Source organism: Pseudomonas sp. KBN12P06040, from assembly GCF_037574965.1.
Classification (GTDB): domain Bacteria; phylum Pseudomonadota; class Gammaproteobacteria; order Pseudomonadales; family Pseudomonadaceae; genus Pseudomonas; species Pseudomonas aeruginosa.
The window spans coordinates 6,101,537-6,115,806 of the sequence record NZ_JBBELS010000001.1; the positions used below are offsets into that span (position 1 = coordinate 6,101,537).

15 protein-coding genes are annotated in these 14,270 nt (G+C 66.2%); 4 read left to right on the top strand and 11 right to left on the bottom strand.

The features are described 5' to 3' along the window. Positions 1 to 163: 163 nt before the first annotated feature. Together elbB and VQ067_RS28675 are read left to right on the top strand one after the other, a co-directional pair. A complete protein-coding gene (elbB, locus tag VQ067_RS28670; protein WP_003099212.1) occupies positions 164 to 832 on the top strand; it encodes an isoprenoid biosynthesis glyoxalase ElbB in 669 nt (222 codons plus the stop codon). 95 nt (positions 833 to 927) lie between these two features. Then, on the top strand, positions 928 to 1,401 hold the full coding sequence (locus tag VQ067_RS28675; protein ID WP_003111254.1) for a thioesterase family protein: 474 nt from the start codon (positions 928 to 930) through the stop codon (positions 1,399 to 1,401). Here the strand turns inward: VQ067_RS28675 and VQ067_RS28680 are convergent. From VQ067_RS28680 to VQ067_RS28705, 6 genes are all read right to left on the bottom strand, one after another. Then, positions 1,386 to 1,868, bottom strand: coding sequence for a YaiI/YqxD family protein (locus tag VQ067_RS28680; RefSeq protein WP_003099218.1), 483 nt, complete (start codon positions 1,866 to 1,868; stop codon positions 1,386 to 1,388). The two genes, VQ067_RS28675 and VQ067_RS28680, sit on opposite strands and share 16 nt — an antisense overlap. A gap of 66 nt (positions 1,869 to 1,934) precedes the next feature. Next, positions 1,935 to 3,836, bottom strand: a complete 1,902-nt coding sequence (locus VQ067_RS28685) for a cytochrome c/FTR1 family iron permease (RefSeq protein ID WP_023980291.1) — start codon at positions 3,834 to 3,836, stop codon at positions 1,935 to 1,937. A gap of 104 nt (positions 3,837 to 3,940) precedes the next feature. Next, positions 3,941 to 4,570: a LysE family transporter gene (locus VQ067_RS28690; RefSeq protein WP_003096365.1), complete on the bottom strand. Its 630-nt coding sequence runs from the start codon at positions 4,568 to 4,570 to the stop codon at positions 3,941 to 3,943. A gap of 229 nt (positions 4,571 to 4,799) precedes the next feature. Next, positions 4,800 to 5,558, bottom strand: a complete 759-nt coding sequence (locus VQ067_RS28695; protein ID WP_003096367.1) for a TerC family protein — start codon at positions 5,556 to 5,558, stop codon at positions 4,800 to 4,802. A 6-nt stretch (positions 5,559 to 5,564) separates the two neighbouring features. After that, positions 5,565 to 6,143, bottom strand: a complete 579-nt coding sequence (locus VQ067_RS28700) for a mechanosensitive ion channel family protein (RefSeq protein ID WP_003111256.1) — start codon at positions 6,141 to 6,143, stop codon at positions 5,565 to 5,567. After that, positions 6,143 to 8,059 (bottom strand): ATP-binding cassette domain-containing protein, encoded by a 1,917-nt coding sequence (locus VQ067_RS28705; RefSeq protein ID WP_023098227.1) that lies wholly within the window; start codon positions 8,057 to 8,059, stop codon positions 6,143 to 6,145. The genes VQ067_RS28700 and VQ067_RS28705 overlap by 1 nt, the downstream gene beginning before the upstream one ends. Positions 8,060 to 8,104: 45 nt before the next feature. Between VQ067_RS28705 and VQ067_RS28710 the strand changes: the two genes are divergently transcribed. Next, positions 8,105 to 8,584, top strand: a complete 480-nt coding sequence (locus VQ067_RS28710) for a TIGR02444 family protein (RefSeq protein WP_003096377.1) — start codon at positions 8,105 to 8,107, stop codon at positions 8,582 to 8,584. On the opposite strand, the gene VQ067_RS28715 is transcribed toward VQ067_RS28710, so the two are convergent. Continuing rightward, complete coding sequence (locus VQ067_RS28715; RefSeq protein ID WP_060853551.1) at positions 8,581 to 9,654, bottom strand: AlgP family protein; 1,074 nt, start codon at positions 9,652 to 9,654, stop codon at positions 8,581 to 8,583. The two genes, VQ067_RS28710 and VQ067_RS28715, sit on opposite strands and share 4 nt — an antisense overlap. Before the next feature lie 125 nt (positions 9,655 to 9,779). On the opposite strand from VQ067_RS28715, the gene VQ067_RS28720 reads away from it, so the two are divergent. After that, positions 9,780 to 10,409, top strand: a complete 630-nt coding sequence (locus tag VQ067_RS28720; protein ID WP_009314493.1) for an FKBP-type peptidyl-prolyl cis-trans isomerase — start codon at positions 9,780 to 9,782, stop codon at positions 10,407 to 10,409. A 61-nt stretch (positions 10,410 to 10,470) separates the two neighbouring features. Here VQ067_RS28720 and rsd read toward each other — a convergent pair whose 3' ends face one another. From rsd to VQ067_RS28740, 4 genes are all read right to left on the bottom strand, one after another. Next, positions 10,471 to 10,953: a sigma D regulator gene (gene rsd, locus VQ067_RS28725; protein WP_003120370.1), complete on the bottom strand. Its 483-nt coding sequence runs from the start codon at positions 10,951 to 10,953 to the stop codon at positions 10,471 to 10,473. 279 nt (positions 10,954 to 11,232) lie between these two features. Further along, positions 11,233 to 11,724 carry a disulfide bond formation protein B gene (locus VQ067_RS28730; protein WP_003099230.1) on the bottom strand — a complete coding sequence of 164 codons (492 nt, stop codon included), beginning with the start codon at positions 11,722 to 11,724 and terminating at the stop codon, positions 11,233 to 11,235. A 179-nt stretch (positions 11,725 to 11,903) separates the two neighbouring features. Further along, positions 11,904 to 13,142, bottom strand: coding sequence for a heme biosynthesis protein HemY (locus VQ067_RS28735; protein ID WP_009314494.1), 1,239 nt, complete (start codon positions 13,140 to 13,142; stop codon positions 11,904 to 11,906). Next, positions 13,139 to 14,269: a uroporphyrinogen-III C-methyltransferase gene (locus VQ067_RS28740; RefSeq protein WP_009314495.1), complete on the bottom strand. Its 1,131-nt coding sequence runs from the start codon at positions 14,267 to 14,269 to the stop codon at positions 13,139 to 13,141. The genes VQ067_RS28735 and VQ067_RS28740 overlap by 4 nt, the downstream gene beginning before the upstream one ends. Position 14,270: the final 1 nt, after the last annotated feature.

Below are 14,270 nucleotides of genomic sequence, written 5' to 3' on the forward strand. Positions count from 1 at the left end.
CCCGCGCCGGCGCGACTGAACAGCCGGCCCCTTCGCACACTCCAACTCCTTGTACCCTCCGCTCCGGCTGGCCGCCGGGGCCGGCGGCTCGCTATGCTTGCGCGATACCGACCCCGGCCAGGCCCGTCCGGTCCGGATCCTGCGTTCCCAAGGAGTAAGCCTCATGCACAAGAAAGTTGCCGTCATCCTCTCCGGTTGTGGCGTCTACGATGGCGCGGAAATCCACGAAAGCGTGATCACCCTGCTCCGCCTCAGCCAGCGCGGCGCCGAGGCACAATGCTTTGCGCCGAACATCGCCCAGCACCATGTGGTCAACCACCTGACCGGCGAGGAAATGCCGGAAAGCCGCAATGTCCTGGTCGAGTCCGCGCGTATCGCCCGCGGCGAAGTCAAGGACCTGCGCGAAGCCCGCGCCGAGGACTACGACGCGCTGATCGTGCCCGGTGGCTTCGGCGCTGCGAAGAACCTCAGCGACTTTGCCATCAATGGCGCGCAATGCCAGGTGCAGCCGGACGTGCTGGCGCTGGCCAAGGCTTTCGCCGAAGCCGGCAAGCCAGTCGGGCTGATCTGCATCGCTCCGGCGATGGCGGCGAAGATCTACGGCGCCGGCGTCCAATGCACCATCGGCAACGACGCCGACACCGCCGACGCGCTGAAGCAGATGGGTGCCGAGCACATCGACGCGCCGGTGGACGAGATCGTCGAAGACAGCGCGCGCAAGCTGGTGACCACCCCGGCCTACATGCTCGCCCAGTCGATCGCCGAAGCCGCTTCCGGGATCAACAAGCTGGTCGACCGGGTGCTCGAACTGGTGGACCAGGACAAGGCCTGATCGGCCAAGCACGAGGGCGGTCGCGCCGCCGCCCTTTTCAAATCCGTGCCGCTACGCCAGCGTGCGTCTCGAAACCATCGAATCGAGACGCCGCGATGAGCGAAACGCCCTCCTCCGCCCTGCCTGACGACGTCCACCAACTGGTGGCGGATTTCTTCCAGCGCATCCCCTTCAACCGCATGCTCGGCATCCGCGTGGCGAGCCTCGGCCGCGAGCGGGTAGTCCTCGACCTGCCGATGAAGGACGAACTGATCGGCAACTTCGTCCAGGGCATTCTCCACGGCGGGGTGATCTCCAGCCTGCTCGACGTCACCGGCGGAGCGATGGCCCTGATCGGCGCCCTCGAACGGCATCGCGAACTGCCAGGCCACGAGCGCATGGCGCGGCTGTCGAAGCTCGGCACCATCGACTTGCGCGTCGACTACCTGCGCCCGGGACGCGGCCGGACGTTCACCGCCCATGCGGTGCCGCTTCGCTCGGGCAACAAGGTCGCAGTGGTGCGCTCGGAACTGCATAGCGACGACGGCACGCTGGTCGCCGTCGGTACCGGTACCTATCTGTGCGGCTGACTCGCGCGTAGATCGGCTTCCCGCTGCAGGCGGGTGAGCAGGCGGTCCAGGGCGTTGGCGAACGCCTGGCGGTCACGCTCACCGTAGGGCGCCTGGCCGCCGCCCATCTGCCCCTGGTCACGCAGGTCGGCCATCAGGTTGCGCATGGCCAGCTTATCGCCCATGTTCCGCGCGTCGAACTCGCGGCCGCGAGGATCGAGGGCGGCAACCTGTTTCTTGATCAGCCGATCGGCCAGCGGTACGTCGCTGCAGATCGCCAGGTCGCCCGGCTCGGCCTGCTCCACCAGGTAATCGTCAGCCGCATCCATCCCGCTTTCCACCACCACCAGACGCACGCAGGCGAACGGCGGCTTGACCTGCGGCTGGCCGGCGACCATCCAGACTTCCAGCTTGCGCTTGAGGGCGAACTTGCAGACCAGTTCCTTGGCCGCCTTGGGGCAGGCGTCGGCATCGATCCAGATACGCATGAACGGACTTCCGTAGAAATGACGACGGCCAGTATCGCACTGGCCGTCGTGGTTGCGCGAACCCGCTCAGTCGGCCGCGTTGGCCGCCGCACGCCGGCGCTCGACGATCCGGCTACGTCCGTAGAGCAGCGCGATGGCCACCAGCGCCATGGCCTGGGCCGACAGCGAATAGGCGTCGGCCTTGATCCCCAGCCAGTCGAAGTCGAAGAACGGCACCGGACGGGTGCCGATCACCCCGGCTTCCTGCAAGGCGATGACGCCATGTCCGGCGAACACCACCGAGAGCGCACAGAGCAACGCCGCGTTGATGCTGAAGAACAACCCCAGCGGCAGTTTCGCCGAGCCACGCAGGATCACCCAGGCCAGGCCGATCAGTAGGACCACGGCGGTCGCTGCGCCGCCGATCACGGCATTGTGCCCGGCCGGTCCGGCCTGCAACCAGAGGGTTTCGTAGAACAGGATGACCTCGAACAACTCGCGGTAGACCGAGAAGAACGCCAGCACTGCGAAGCCGAAGCGTCCACCACCGCCCACCAGGCTGCTGCGGATGTAGTCCTGCCAGGCTGCCGCGTGGCGGCGGTCGTGCATCCAGACGCCGAGCCAGAGCACCATCACGCAGGCGAACAGCGAGGTGAAGCCCTCCATCAGCTCGCGCTGGGCACCGCCGATATCGATCACATAGGCGGCCAACGCCCAGGTGGCGAAGCCAGCGACGAAGGCCAGCCCCCAGCCGACGTGCACGCCACGCACGGCACTTTCCTGCCCGGTATTGCGCAGGAAGGCGAGGATGGCGGCAAGCACCAGGATTGCCTCTACCCCTTCGCGCAACAGGATCAACAGGGCGGAAACGAAACTGATGGAGAAACTCAGCGAGTCGCCGCCAAGCTGCTTGGCGGCCTCTGCCAGCTTGCCCTTGGCCAGCTCCAACTGTTGCGCCACCTGGGTTTCCGGGAGGCCATCGCGCAACGCCTGGCGGTAGGCCATCAGCTGCTTCTCGGTGGAGCGGCGCAAATCGGCGTCGACGTTGTCCAGCGAGCTTTCCACCAGCTCGAAGCCTTCCAGGTAGGCCGCCACCGACAGGTCGTAGGCCTGGTCGCGGTCGCCTTCGCGATAGACCGCGAAGCTCTTGTCCAGGGTGGCGGCGGTATAGTCGATCAACTGCCCAGGACCGCGCTGCTCCAGCGGCGGATGCGCACGCAGGGCGCGGAAGCTCTCCGCAGCGGCCTCGCCGTCGTGCTCGGCGACTTCGGCCGGAGTCTGCGTGGCCAGGGTCGCCAGCGGGTAGGCATGGGCCTTGTCCGGCTGCGCACTGCCGGCGCTCAGGCCGGCCACATAGCTGGCCAGGTCCCAGCGCTGGCGTTCGTCGAGCTGGTCGGCGAACGCCGGCATGTCGGTGCCGGCCACGCCCAGGCCGATGACGTTACGCAGGTCGTAGAGGCTCAGGTGGTCGAGGCGCTGGCGATCGGTGAGGTTCGCCGGCGGCGGTTCCAGGCCGATGCCGGCGGGGCCGTCGCCCTTGCCCGCATCGCCATGGCAGATCGCGCACTGCTGGGCATAGATCGGCGCTGCGCGGCTCGGGTCGGGGGTGATCGCGGGGGTCTGCACCACCTGGTAGATATCCGCCACCCGTGCCTCGAGGTTGCGCGCCTGGAGGGCCACGTCCCTTCCCGGCAAGCGCTGCTCGATGGCCTGGCGCAGGCTGGCGACGCCCCTCTCCAGCTCGGCGCGCTCGGGGCGCATCGGCAGGGTCAGGACCAATGCCTGCAGGTTGCCGACGAATTCCACCTGTTCCTGGTATTCGCTGGGGTCGACGATCTTGCCGTCAGCCACGGTCGGCGGATAGTCGGCCGCCAGGTAACTCAACAGATGCAAGGCTTGGGAGGGGTCGACGGCCGTGTCGGCAATAGCTCCAAGGCTGAACACGCAGACCAGCGGCAGCAGCCACAGCAGGATTTTCGGAGGGTGCATGGCGAAGACGAAGTGAGAATGGAAGAGATTAAATTGTCCCTTCGCCTTCCCGCCCATGCAAGAAATACTCTGTAACAATCACGCCCGTCGGCGTGTCGGGCGGCTCAGAGCGGCGCTCGGCGTACCGTCGCCAGCAGCCCCGCGGCGCCGACGAACAGGCTGGCGAAGGTACGGTTCACCAGCTTCTGCTGGCGCGGCGAACGCAGTACGCGTAGCACGCGCGCAGCCAGTCCGGTGTAGCCGGCCATGACGATCAGGTCGACGACGATCATGGTGCCGCCCATGATCAGGTACTGCGCCAGCAGCGGCTGGTGCGGGTCGATGAACTGCGGCAGCACCGCGAGCATGAAGATCACCGCCTTGGGATTGCTGGCGTTGACCAGGAAACCACGCAGCACCAGGGTCAACGGTCGCCCTAGGGGTCGTTCGCCATCGGTGCTCAAGGCCTGTGGCGGCGCCTGCCACTGGCGCACCGCCAGGTAAACCAGGTAGGCCACGCCGAACCACTTGATCAGGCTGAAAGCCAGTGCCGAGGTCGCCAGCAACGCACCGACGCCGGCGGCGACGATGGCGATCTGCAGGGCCAGGCCGATCTGCAGGCCCAGCGCGTTCCAGTAGCCTCGCGCAAAGCCGTACTGCAACCCGCAGGACATCGAGGCGATGGCTCCGGCGCCCGGCGACAGGCTGATGGCCCAGCAGGCGAGAAAGAAGGCGAACCAGGTACTGACGAGCATTGCACACCTCGGAAAGCGAACGCGGCTGGCGGCGGGAACGAAAAAGCCAGTGTGCACCAAGGCGGAGCAGCCGCACAGGTTTTCCGACCACGCGCCTCGCCCAACCTTTGCGGGCGCAACCTGGCGGACAGAAAAAACCCGGCAGATGCCGGGCTTTCCCGAGGATACGCGCTCAGCCATGTTGGGCGGACCACCGCGATGCGGCTATTCGCCCTGGCCCCGAACGCTCTCAGTCCGGCGAACCCTTGCGCAGCTTCACCGGCTCTTCGCCGCGCTTGCGCGCCATGGCCCCGCGCAAGCGGATGTTCAGCGCCTCCACCGCCAGGGAGAAGGCCATGGCGAAGTAGACGTAGCCTTTCGGCACGTGCACTTCGAAGGACTCGGCCACCAGCACGGTTCCGACCACGATGAGGAACGACAGGGCGAGCATCTTCAGCGATGGGTGTTTCTCGATGAAGTCGCTGATGGTGCCTGCCGCCAGCATCATCACGCCGACCGAGATGACGATCGCCGCGACCATCACCGGCACGTTCTGCACCAGACCGACGGCGGTGATCACCGAGTCCAGGGAGAAGATGATGTCGATGATCGCGATCTGGACGATGATGCCCATGAAGCCGTGGGCCTTGCCGCCGCTCTTCTGCTCTTCTTCCGCGCCTTCCAGGCTGTGGTAGATCTCCATGGTGCTCTTGAACAGCAGGAACAGGCCGCCGAAGAAGAGGATCAGGTCACGCCCGGAGATGCCCTGGCCGAACAGGTGGAACAGGTCGGTGGTCAGGCGCATGACCCAGGTGATCGAGAGCAACAGCAGGATCCGCGTGCCCATGGCCAGGGCCAGGCCGAAGAAGCGCGCCTTCGGTTGCTGGGCCGGCGGCAGGCGCCCGACCAGGATCGAGATGAAGATGATGTTGTCGATGCCGAGGACGATTTCCAGGGCGGTCAGGGTCAGGAACGCGACCCAGATTTCAGGACTGGCGAGCCATTCCATAGATAGTTATTTCCCGTTTTTTGTTGGAGTTGAAAAACCTGGCCCACGCCAGCGACGCACGGCTTTCTGGAAGAACAGGCTGTTGGGAACCTGCAGCAGCGGGCCCGGCGAGCCATCCTCGAGGGTTTCTTCCAGTGTCGTATACAAGAGATTGATGGCAACCACGCGTCCGGTGACGCCCGGTTTGTCGGCGCTATCGATCAGCTCCACGCGGTCGCCGATGCGGAACGGTCCGACGGTGAAGATCAGCAACGCACAGAACAGGTTGGAGAGCACGCTCCAGATGGCGAAGAAGGCTACCGCCGCCACCGCGGCGAAACCGGTCAGCGCGGTCCACAGCACTTCGGCGGACACGCCCAGGCGCTCCAGCACCATGATCAGTGCGCTGACCATGATCAGCCAGCGCAGGCCGCCACGCAGCGGCAGGAGCAGCTCCGGCGGCACCGGATAACGCTCGCCGATACGGGTCACCGTGCGTCGGACCAGGCGCTGGAGCAGCCAGGCGACCAGCAGGATGAGCAGGATCTGCAGCGCCACCACCAGCGGCCCGCTCCAGGTCTGCGTCAACACCTGCAAGTCTTCCATCACTCACTGGCCTCCAGTTCTTTCTGCAGGGCTTCGAGGGTTTCCAGGGCCTCCAGCCAACGTTCCTCCAGCTCGCCTTCGCGAACCTTCAGGCTCGATTGTTCGGACAGCAACTCGCGCAATTCGTCCTTTCGCGATACGTCGTACAGGGCGCTGTCGCCCAGCCGCGCCTCGATAGCGGCTAGCTTTTCGTGCAGGCCGCCGAGTTCGCGCTCCAGCTTGTCGGCCTCGCGCTTGTGCGGCGCCAGCTGCTGGCGCAGCGCGGCCGCTGCCTGGCGCTGGGCGCGCTTGTCGGTGCGTTCGGACGGCGCGCCCGGCGCGGTCTCGGCCTGCGGCGCCTTGCGCGCGCGATAGTCGACCAGCCAGCGGGCGTAATCGTCGAGATCGCCATCGAACGGCACCACGCGCCCATCGGCGACCAGGAGGAATTCGTCGGTGGTGCTTTTGAGCAGGTGCCGGTCGTGGGAAACCACCAGGACCGCCCCGGAAAACTCCTGTAGAGCCAAGGTCAGGGCCAGGCGCATTTCCAGGTCGAGGTGGTTGGTCGGCTCGTCAAGCAGCAGCAGGTTGGGCTTCTGCCAGGCGATCAGCGCCAGGGCCAGGCGCGCTTTCTCACCACCGGAGAAGTTCAATACCGGCTCGTCCACCCGAACGCCGCGGAAGTCGAAGCCGCCAAGGAAGTCCTTGAGGGTCTGTTCGCGCTCGCCGGGGGCGATACGCTGCAGATGCAGCAACGGGCTGGCCTGTGGGTCCAGCGAATCGAGCTGGTGCTGGGCGAAGTATCCGATGGCCAGGTTCTCGCCGCGCAGCAGGCGGCCGCCCAATTCGGGCAGGTCCCCGGCCAGGGTCTTGATCAGGGTCGACTTGCCGGCGCCGTTGGGACCGAGCAGGCCGATCCGCGCACCGGGCACCAGTTGCAGCTTGACCTTCTCCAGCACCGCCTTGTCGCCATAGCCGAGACGGCCTTCGCCGAGATCCAGCAACGGCCGGGAGATCTTGTCCGACTCGCGGAAACTGAAATTGAACGGCGAATCGACATGTGCCGGCGCCAGTTCCTCGAGACGCTCCAGCGCCTTGATCCGGCTCTGCGCCTGGCGCGCCTTGGTGGCCTTGGCCTTGAAGCGGGCGATGAAGCTTTCCATGTGCGCACGCTGCGCCTGCTGTTTCTCGTAGGCCTGCTGTTGCTGAGCCAGCCGCTCGGCGCGGGTCCGCTCGAAAGCGGAATAGCCGCCGCGGTAGAGGGTCAGCTTGCGGTTTTCCAGATGCACCACATGGCCCACCACCGCATCGAGGAAGTCGCGGTCGTGGGAGATCAGCACCAGAGTGCCGGGATAACCCTTGAGCCACTCTTCCAGCCAGAGGATGGCGTCCAGGTCGAGGTGGTTGGTCGGCTCGTCGAGCAACAGCAGGTCGGACGGGCACATCAGCGCCTGCGCCAGGTTCAGGCGCATCCTCCAACCGCCGGAGAAATCACCGACCCGGCGCTCCATCTGCTCGCTGCTGAAGCCGAGTCCGGCCAGCAGCCTGCGCGCCCGTGCATCGGCGGTGTAACCGTCGGCGTTGTCCAGTTCGGTATGCAGGCGCGCCAGGGCAGAACCGTCGTGCGCCGCTTCGGCGGCGGCCAGTGCCGCCTGGATCTCGCGCAGGCGACTGTCGCCGTCGAGCACGTAATCCACCGCCAGGCGATCCAGGGTATCGACCTCCTGGCGCATGTGCGCGATGCGCCAGTCGGCGGGCAACAGGCAGTCGCCGGCATCCTGGCCGAGCTGGCCGCGCAACAGCGCGAACAAGCTGGACTTGCCAGCGCCATTGGCCCCGATGAGACCGGCTTTCTGGCCGGCGTGCAGGGTCAGTTCAGCAGCTTCCAGGAGGCGCTGCGGCCCGCGCTGTAGCGTAAGATTGAGGAGTCGGATCATGGCGGCGGAGTTTATCAGTTTCGCCCTTGCGGAGCGTGAGGCTGTATGACTGGAAATGTCTGGAAATTCGCGGTGGACGTCTATGCCCAGCCGGGCGTGGAAACGGCTTGCCTCGCGCTTCAGGAGCAAGGTGCGGACGTCTGCCTGTTGCTGGTCGCCGCCTGGCTTGGAAGGCGCGGTGTGAGCTGCTCGAAAGAACGCGCCCAGATCCTGGAGAACGCCGCGCGCCCCTGGCGCGAAACGGTCATCGAACCCCTGCGCAGATTGCGTTGCGCCTGGCGCGAAGCGGCAACCCACGATGCCTGCCTGGCCGAACTCCGCGAGGAAATGAAGGCCCAGGAACTACGAGCGGAACGGGAACACCTGCAACGCCTGGCCGACCTGGCCACAGCCTGGCTGGAGGGCCAGGAGGCGAATCGTAATGCGGATGCCTGGCTGCAAGCCTGCAGCCGGGACATCTGCACGGAAGCAGAGCGCCGGGCTTTGCTGGTGCTTGGCTCGGCGGCTTTGCAGACAGCGCCTTAGGAGGCGCTGGTCGGGGCGGCGCCGTTGCTGCCCGCGGCAGGCGTTGCCGAAGCAGCGCTGGAGGCGGCTGCCGGGGCGCTGGGAGTCGCCGCAGGCTTCGCAGCAGGAGCGGTGGCGGGCTTGGCTGCGGCAGGTTTCGCGGCTACGGGTTTCGCCGCAGGCTTGGCCACCGGTTTCGCCGCAGGCTTCGCAGCCGGCTTGGCTGCAGGCTTCGCGGCCGCGGGTTTCGCCACAGGCTTGGCCGCCGGCTTGGCTGCGGGCTTCGCGGCTGCGGTTTTCGCCGCGGGCTTGGCCGCCGGTTTCGCCACAGGCTTCACCGCCGGCTTGGCTGCGGGCTTCGCGGCTGCGGTTTTCGCCGCGGGCTTGGCCGCCGGTTTCGCCACAGGCTTCGCCGCCGGCTTGGCTGCGGGCTTCGCGGCTGCGGTTTTCGCCGTGGGCTTGGCCGCCGGTTTCGCAGCAGGCTTCGCCACCGGCTTGGCTGCGGGCTTCGCGGCTGCGGTTTTCGCCGCGGGCTTGGCCGCCGGTTTCGCAGCAGGCTTCGCCGCCGGCTTGACTGCGGGCTTCGCTGCCGCGGTTTTCGCCACAGGCTTGGCCGCAGGCTTCGCCGCTACGGTTTTCACCGCAGGCTTGGCTGCCGCCTTCGCAGCAGGTTTGGTCGCGGGTTTCGCCTTGCGGCTCTCCAGAGCCTTGCCAGCAGCTTCCTTCACCTTGCCGACACCCTGCGCCAGCTTGAGGCTTTCCTGTACGTCACGCTTGAGGCCGACGATGTAGGTACGGGTGTCCGCCTGCCGGGCCTTCAGGGTATCCAACGCTTCTTCCAGGTCGCTGATGGTCTCGCGCGCCTTGGCCTGTGCCTTGGTCTTGCCGGCCTTGGCAGCATCCTGCAGCTTGGTGCGAGCCTTGTGCAGTTTTTCCTGGGCTTTGCCACGTTGCTTTTCAAGTTTGGCCAGGAGCTTTTCCGAATCGACCAGCGCTTGTTTGCACGCACCTTCCAGGTGCTCGACAAGGCTGTGGGAAAGTTGCTGCAACAGGTGCAAGGGGGTGGTGACGGGCTTCTTGTTGGCCGACATGACGTGCCTCCAGGCGGACGTGGTTGCGCCCATACTAGACCCGCACACCCCCTCTCGCCAACGGGTTCGATGTGCTACAAGCGACGTGCGCCAGGATTGCCCGCCGATTCGTCTGGAGAAACCGCATGCCGCGCCGCCTTTTCATCGGTCTTTTTCTACTGCCGCTGCCGCTTTTCGCCGCGCCCCCCAAGGACGAACTGGCCTATGCCGTAGGCGCCCGCCTGGGCACGCGCCTACAGCAGGAAATGCCCGACCTAGAGCTATCCGAACTACTTCTCGGACTGCGCCAGGCCTATCGCGGCGAGGCACTTGAAATCCCCCCCGAACGCATCGAACAACTTCTGCTGCAACACGAGAACGCCACGACGGAAACACCGCGGATCACACCCGCCGAGGCCCGCTTCCTGGCCAACGAAAAAGCCCGCTTCGGCGTCCGCGAATTGACCGGCGGCGTCCTCGTCAGCGAATTACGTCGTGGCCAAGGTAACGGCATCGGCGCGGCAACCCAGGTACACGTCCGTTACCGCGGCCTGCTCGCCGACGGTCAAGTGTTCGACCAGAGCGAAAGCGCCGAGTGGTTCGCCCTGGACAGTGTGATAGAGGGATGGCGCACAGCGTTGCGAGCGATGCCTGTCGGCGCGTGCTGGCGAGTGGTGATTCCTTCGGCGCAAGCCTATGGCCACGAAGGCGCTGGCGACCTGATCCCGCCCGACGCTCCGCTGGTCTTCGAGATCGACCTGCTGGGCGTCCGCTAAAATGCAAAAACGGCGCTCTCCCGCATGGAGACGCGCCGTTTCGTAACGACTCGCCGGTGAATCAGACCGGTACTGCCGAACCCTCTGCGCCGCTCTGGCTGTGGGCGTTGTGCAGGACTTCGATGAGGCAGTCCTCCAGCTCGAAGCGTTCGTGCAACTGTTGCCGCAGGACCTTCAGCTCCGCGATGAGGCAGGCTCCTTCACGGCAATCGCCGTTGTCGCAGCGATCGTTGAAGTTCAGCGCGGATTCGGTGATGGCTTCCAGCCGGGGGAAGATCTGCTTGGCCAGCTCCAGGCCGCGCTGATCGCCGAAGGCCTTGCCTTCCGCCGTCAGTTGCTCGTAGACCTCGAAGTGTCCGGCAGATACGTAGTCCAGCAGCAATTGGCAAAAATGCTGGAGTTCTTCGGCGTTGGGCGCCGGTGCCTGAATACCGCTCAGGGCATCGAAGGCCTGCACCAGTTGCTGGCGCTCATGCAGCCAGCGATCGATCAGTTGGTGCACGCCCCCCCACCGCTCTTGGGCATTACGGCAGCTTTCGAGCATGTTGTCCTCGCTTCCCTCTTCGGACGTCCCGGAGAATCATCGTCCGCTCCGAGACGCATTGCTGACGCACTCTCTGCGCTCTGTGGGAGAACGCCTGTGCAAGGGGCGGACTCCGGCGCTACGGAAAGCCAGATTATGCCCCCGGGATGACCCCATCAAGACGCCCGTACAGAAAAATTCATACGGATGTTTGATCGGTATCCCGCATCCGCTCTGGTTTTCGCCAAATCGATACGGCCGACGCTCGAGAGCTGACGAAAGGCCACGGGACAGCCCGCGTCAGGCACGTCGGAGGAACTGCACGATGGAGAAACCGAGATAGGCAACGAACGCCAGCAGGCTCCATTCCGGAATGCTCAGGGTGAACAGCGTCCAGCTCACCTGGGCACAATCCGCGGTGCCATGCAGGACCAGGCGGATCACTTCCTGGAAGGGAAGCGCCTGCATCATGTAGTCGAGGCTGGGCAGGCAGGCCGGCAGTTGGTCCAGCGGAACGGTCTGCAACCATACCTGGCGGGCGGCCGTGGCCCCGCCGCCGAGAGCGAGCAGGAACACCAGCACGGAGTAGATACGCCGCCCACGCAGGCCGGGCCCCTGGATCGCGCCAGCGAGGCAGGTCAGGCCGATCAGGATGAAGAAGATCCGCTGCACGACGCACAGCGGGCAGGCCTCCAGGCCAACCACATGTTCCAGGTACAGCGCCCCGCCCATGATGGCGACGCAGGCCAGGAACGCGAGAAGGAAAAGCTGACGGGGGCTGGCCAGGGGCATGGCGGATCCACAGGTACACAGGGGAAAGGCCGCCTACGGTAGTGGAAAGCCTCCGGCCGTTTCAAGCCGCAAGGCAGCTCTGCGGCAAGACATCCCGAATCATGCCGGGCGCCCGCGACAAGCCGCCACAGTCCTGCCGATGGAGCCGAACGGGGAACGCCGGGTGGCGTTCCCCATGCTCAAATGCCCGCCACCACCACGGGCAGCCCCGGAGTACGCCGATCGAGCAGGACCAGGCCCTCCTGGAACAACTGGTTGCTGCGCTCGACCTCGCCGAGCTGCGCCAGCAGGCGTCCCAGCTCGGCGCAGGTCTCGGCACTGCGCTGGAAGCTCAGGCTGGCCTCCAGGTATTCCCGGGCCTTGCCCCAGAGCTTGTTGATCAGGCACAGGCGCCCCAGGGTCAGCAGCAGGCCGGGATCGTTCGGATGTTCCTTGAGCCAACCTTCCGCGGCCTGCAATTGCTTGCCCGGATCGCGCCCGCGCACCTGCCCGTAGAGTTGCACCAGGGTCGCGTCGAAGCCTTGCTTGAGCGCATGGCGGAGGACTTCCTCAGCCTCTTCCTCGGCGCCCAGGCGAAGCAGTTGGGCGGCATAGCCCGCGACGATCGCCGGGTCTGCACGCAGCGCCGAAGGCACGTTCTGCCAGCGCTGGGTCAGCGGCTGCAACGCCGTCTCGCCCTCGTTCAGTCCACGCTCGCCGGCTTCCTGCAAGGAAGCCACCCAGGCACGGCGTTCGAGGTCGCGCAGTTCGGAATCCTTCAGCACACGCTCCTTGCGCAGCTCCGGCAGCAGGACGCAAATGGCCTGCCAGTCGTGCTGGGTGACGTACAGCTGCTGCATCAGCCGCAATACCGTGCGGTGCTGCGGCTGGAGCCCGTGCAGCTCTTCGAGGGTATTGCGTGCCTGCGGGTAGTCGCCGCGATTGATCAGCAGTTGCGCACGGGTCAGGCCGACCAGCAATTGGGCGTCCGGCTCGCGCTCGCGAGCCCGGTTCAGCAGGTCGTCGGCCTCGTCGTAACGTTCGAGTTCGTTGGCGGCCCGCGCCGCGCCGAGGTAATGCATCAGCGGCCGCTCGCCCATCTCCGCCGCCCGCCGCAAGTGACGCAGTGCCTGCGGCCAGTTGCCTTCGCCGAGATCGCGCAGGCCGCTGTGCTCGGCCATCTGCACCCGACGCCGGCGGTTGTAGCGCGACCAGGGGTTTACCACCCGCCCCGAGCTGCCGAGCAGGCGCAGGACCAGGCGCACCAGCACCACCAGCAGCCAGACCACCGCCAGCAGGGCGAGGAACGACCACAGGCTGGATTCGTAACGGAAGCTCTTGTAGGCGATCAGCACATAGCCGGCCTGCTCGGAGATCGCCAGCCCAACCAGCGTGGCGACCAGCACCACCGCCAGAACCAGGAGGTAGATGCGTCTCATGGACGGCCCTCCGTGGCCGGAGCCGCCTGCGCCTCGGGCACCAGGTTGCCAGCGGCCTCGCGGCGCGACACGTAGGCCTGCAAGGCGCTCAGGGCCGGTGCGAGGTCAGGGACCTGCACGGTGACCGGCTGCTTCGCCAACTCATCGATACGCAACTTCAACGCGCGGCTGTCGGCCAGCTCTACGTTGAAATAGCCGTCCAGCACGTCCTGGGCCTGCTTCAGCGCCTGCTCGTAGACTTCCTGCTTGCCATTCAGCGCCGCCCACTGGGCTTGCTCCAGGGCCAGGCCGATGGTCAGGCGCACCTGCGCCAATTGCTCGCCGGCCAGCAGCGGACGAATGTCCTGGCCGGCATTGAAATCGATGCGGATGTAGCGCGAGATCTTCTCCCACCACAGCTCCCAGGTGCTGTTGCCGTCGCCCCAGGCGACATTGCTGGCACCGCTTTCGCCTTCCTTGAAGGTCGGCGTGAGCGGTTGCAACTGGTTGACCTGCTCGCGCAACGCCGCCAGTTGCACGAACAGCCCGGTACGGTCCGGCTCCGGCAACGCGCGCAGGGCCTCGAGGCTGGCCGCCAGCTTGGCGCGGGCGGCATAGGCGCCGGGATCGTTCTGCGCGCGCAGGATGTCATCGGCGCCCTGCACCAGTTCGGTGGCGCTGCCCACGTCCTGCAAGGCGGACAGGCGCAGGCTGGCCAGGCGCAGCAGGTGTTCGGCCTCGGCCAGTCGCCATTGCTGGCGGCTCTGGCCGAGGACCTTCTTCAGTTGCTCGCTGAGATGCTGCTGGTCGCCCTGCAACTCCACCACAAGGCGTCGCCGGGCCTCCAGTTCGTCCGCGGTGGGCAAAGCGTCCAGGCGGGCAACCAGTTGCTGGTTGCGCTGGGCCAGGGATTCAGTCTTGCCACGGGCATCTTCCAGCTGCGCCAGCTGGTCGCGCTCGGTGCCCTGCAACTGCTGGACCTGCCAGAAGCTCCAGCCACCCGCGCCGAGTCCCGCCACGCCAACCAGCAGGGCGAGCAACGCCAGGCCGGTGGCGGTACCGGAACGCCTGGATGCATCGGGTGCAACGGGAGAAGGGGTGGAAGTGGAAGTTCTTGCGTCGTCTTGGGGAGTGACTGCTTCGCTCACA

Bases quoted from the DNA above. Each gene is read 5' to 3' on its own strand.
- elbB (WP_003099212.1), top strand. From the start codon at position 164: ATGCACAAGAAAGTTGCCGTCATCCTCTCCGGTTGTGGCGTCTACGAT.
- VQ067_RS28675 (WP_003111254.1), top strand. From the start codon at position 928: ATGAGCGAAACGCCCTCCTCCGCCCTGCCTGACGACGTCCACCAACTG.
- VQ067_RS28680 (WP_003099218.1), bottom strand. From the start codon at position 1,868: ATGCGTATCTGGATCGATGCCGACGCCTGCCCCAAGGCGGCCAAGGAA.
- VQ067_RS28685 (WP_023980291.1), bottom strand. From the start codon at position 3,836: ATGCACCCTCCGAAAATCCTGCTGTGGCTGCTGCCGCTGGTCTGCGTG.
- VQ067_RS28690 (WP_003096365.1), bottom strand. From the start codon at position 4,570: ATGCTCGTCAGTACCTGGTTCGCCTTCTTTCTCGCCTGCTGGGCCATC.
- VQ067_RS28695 (WP_003096367.1), bottom strand. From the start codon at position 5,558: ATGGAATGGCTCGCCAGTCCTGAAATCTGGGTCGCGTTCCTGACCCTG.
- VQ067_RS28700 (WP_003111256.1), bottom strand. From the start codon at position 6,143: ATGGAAGACTTGCAGGTGTTGACGCAGACCTGGAGCGGGCCGCTGGTG.
- VQ067_RS28705 (WP_023098227.1), bottom strand. From the start codon at position 8,059: ATGATCCGACTCCTCAATCTTACGCTACAGCGCGGGCCGCAGCGCCTC.
- VQ067_RS28710 (WP_003096377.1), top strand. From the start codon at position 8,105: ATGACTGGAAATGTCTGGAAATTCGCGGTGGACGTCTATGCCCAGCCG.
- VQ067_RS28715 (WP_060853551.1), bottom strand. From the start codon at position 9,654: ATGTCGGCCAACAAGAAGCCCGTCACCACCCCCTTGCACCTGTTGCAG.
- VQ067_RS28720 (WP_009314493.1), top strand. From the start codon at position 9,780: ATGCCGCGCCGCCTTTTCATCGGTCTTTTTCTACTGCCGCTGCCGCTT.
- rsd (WP_003120370.1), bottom strand. From the start codon at position 10,953: ATGCTCGAAAGCTGCCGTAATGCCCAAGAGCGGTGGGGGGGCGTGCAC.
- VQ067_RS28730 (WP_003099230.1), bottom strand. From the start codon at position 11,724: ATGCCCCTGGCCAGCCCCCGTCAGCTTTTCCTTCTCGCGTTCCTGGCC.
- VQ067_RS28735 (WP_009314494.1), bottom strand. From the start codon at position 13,142: ATGAGACGCATCTACCTCCTGGTTCTGGCGGTGGTGCTGGTCGCCACG.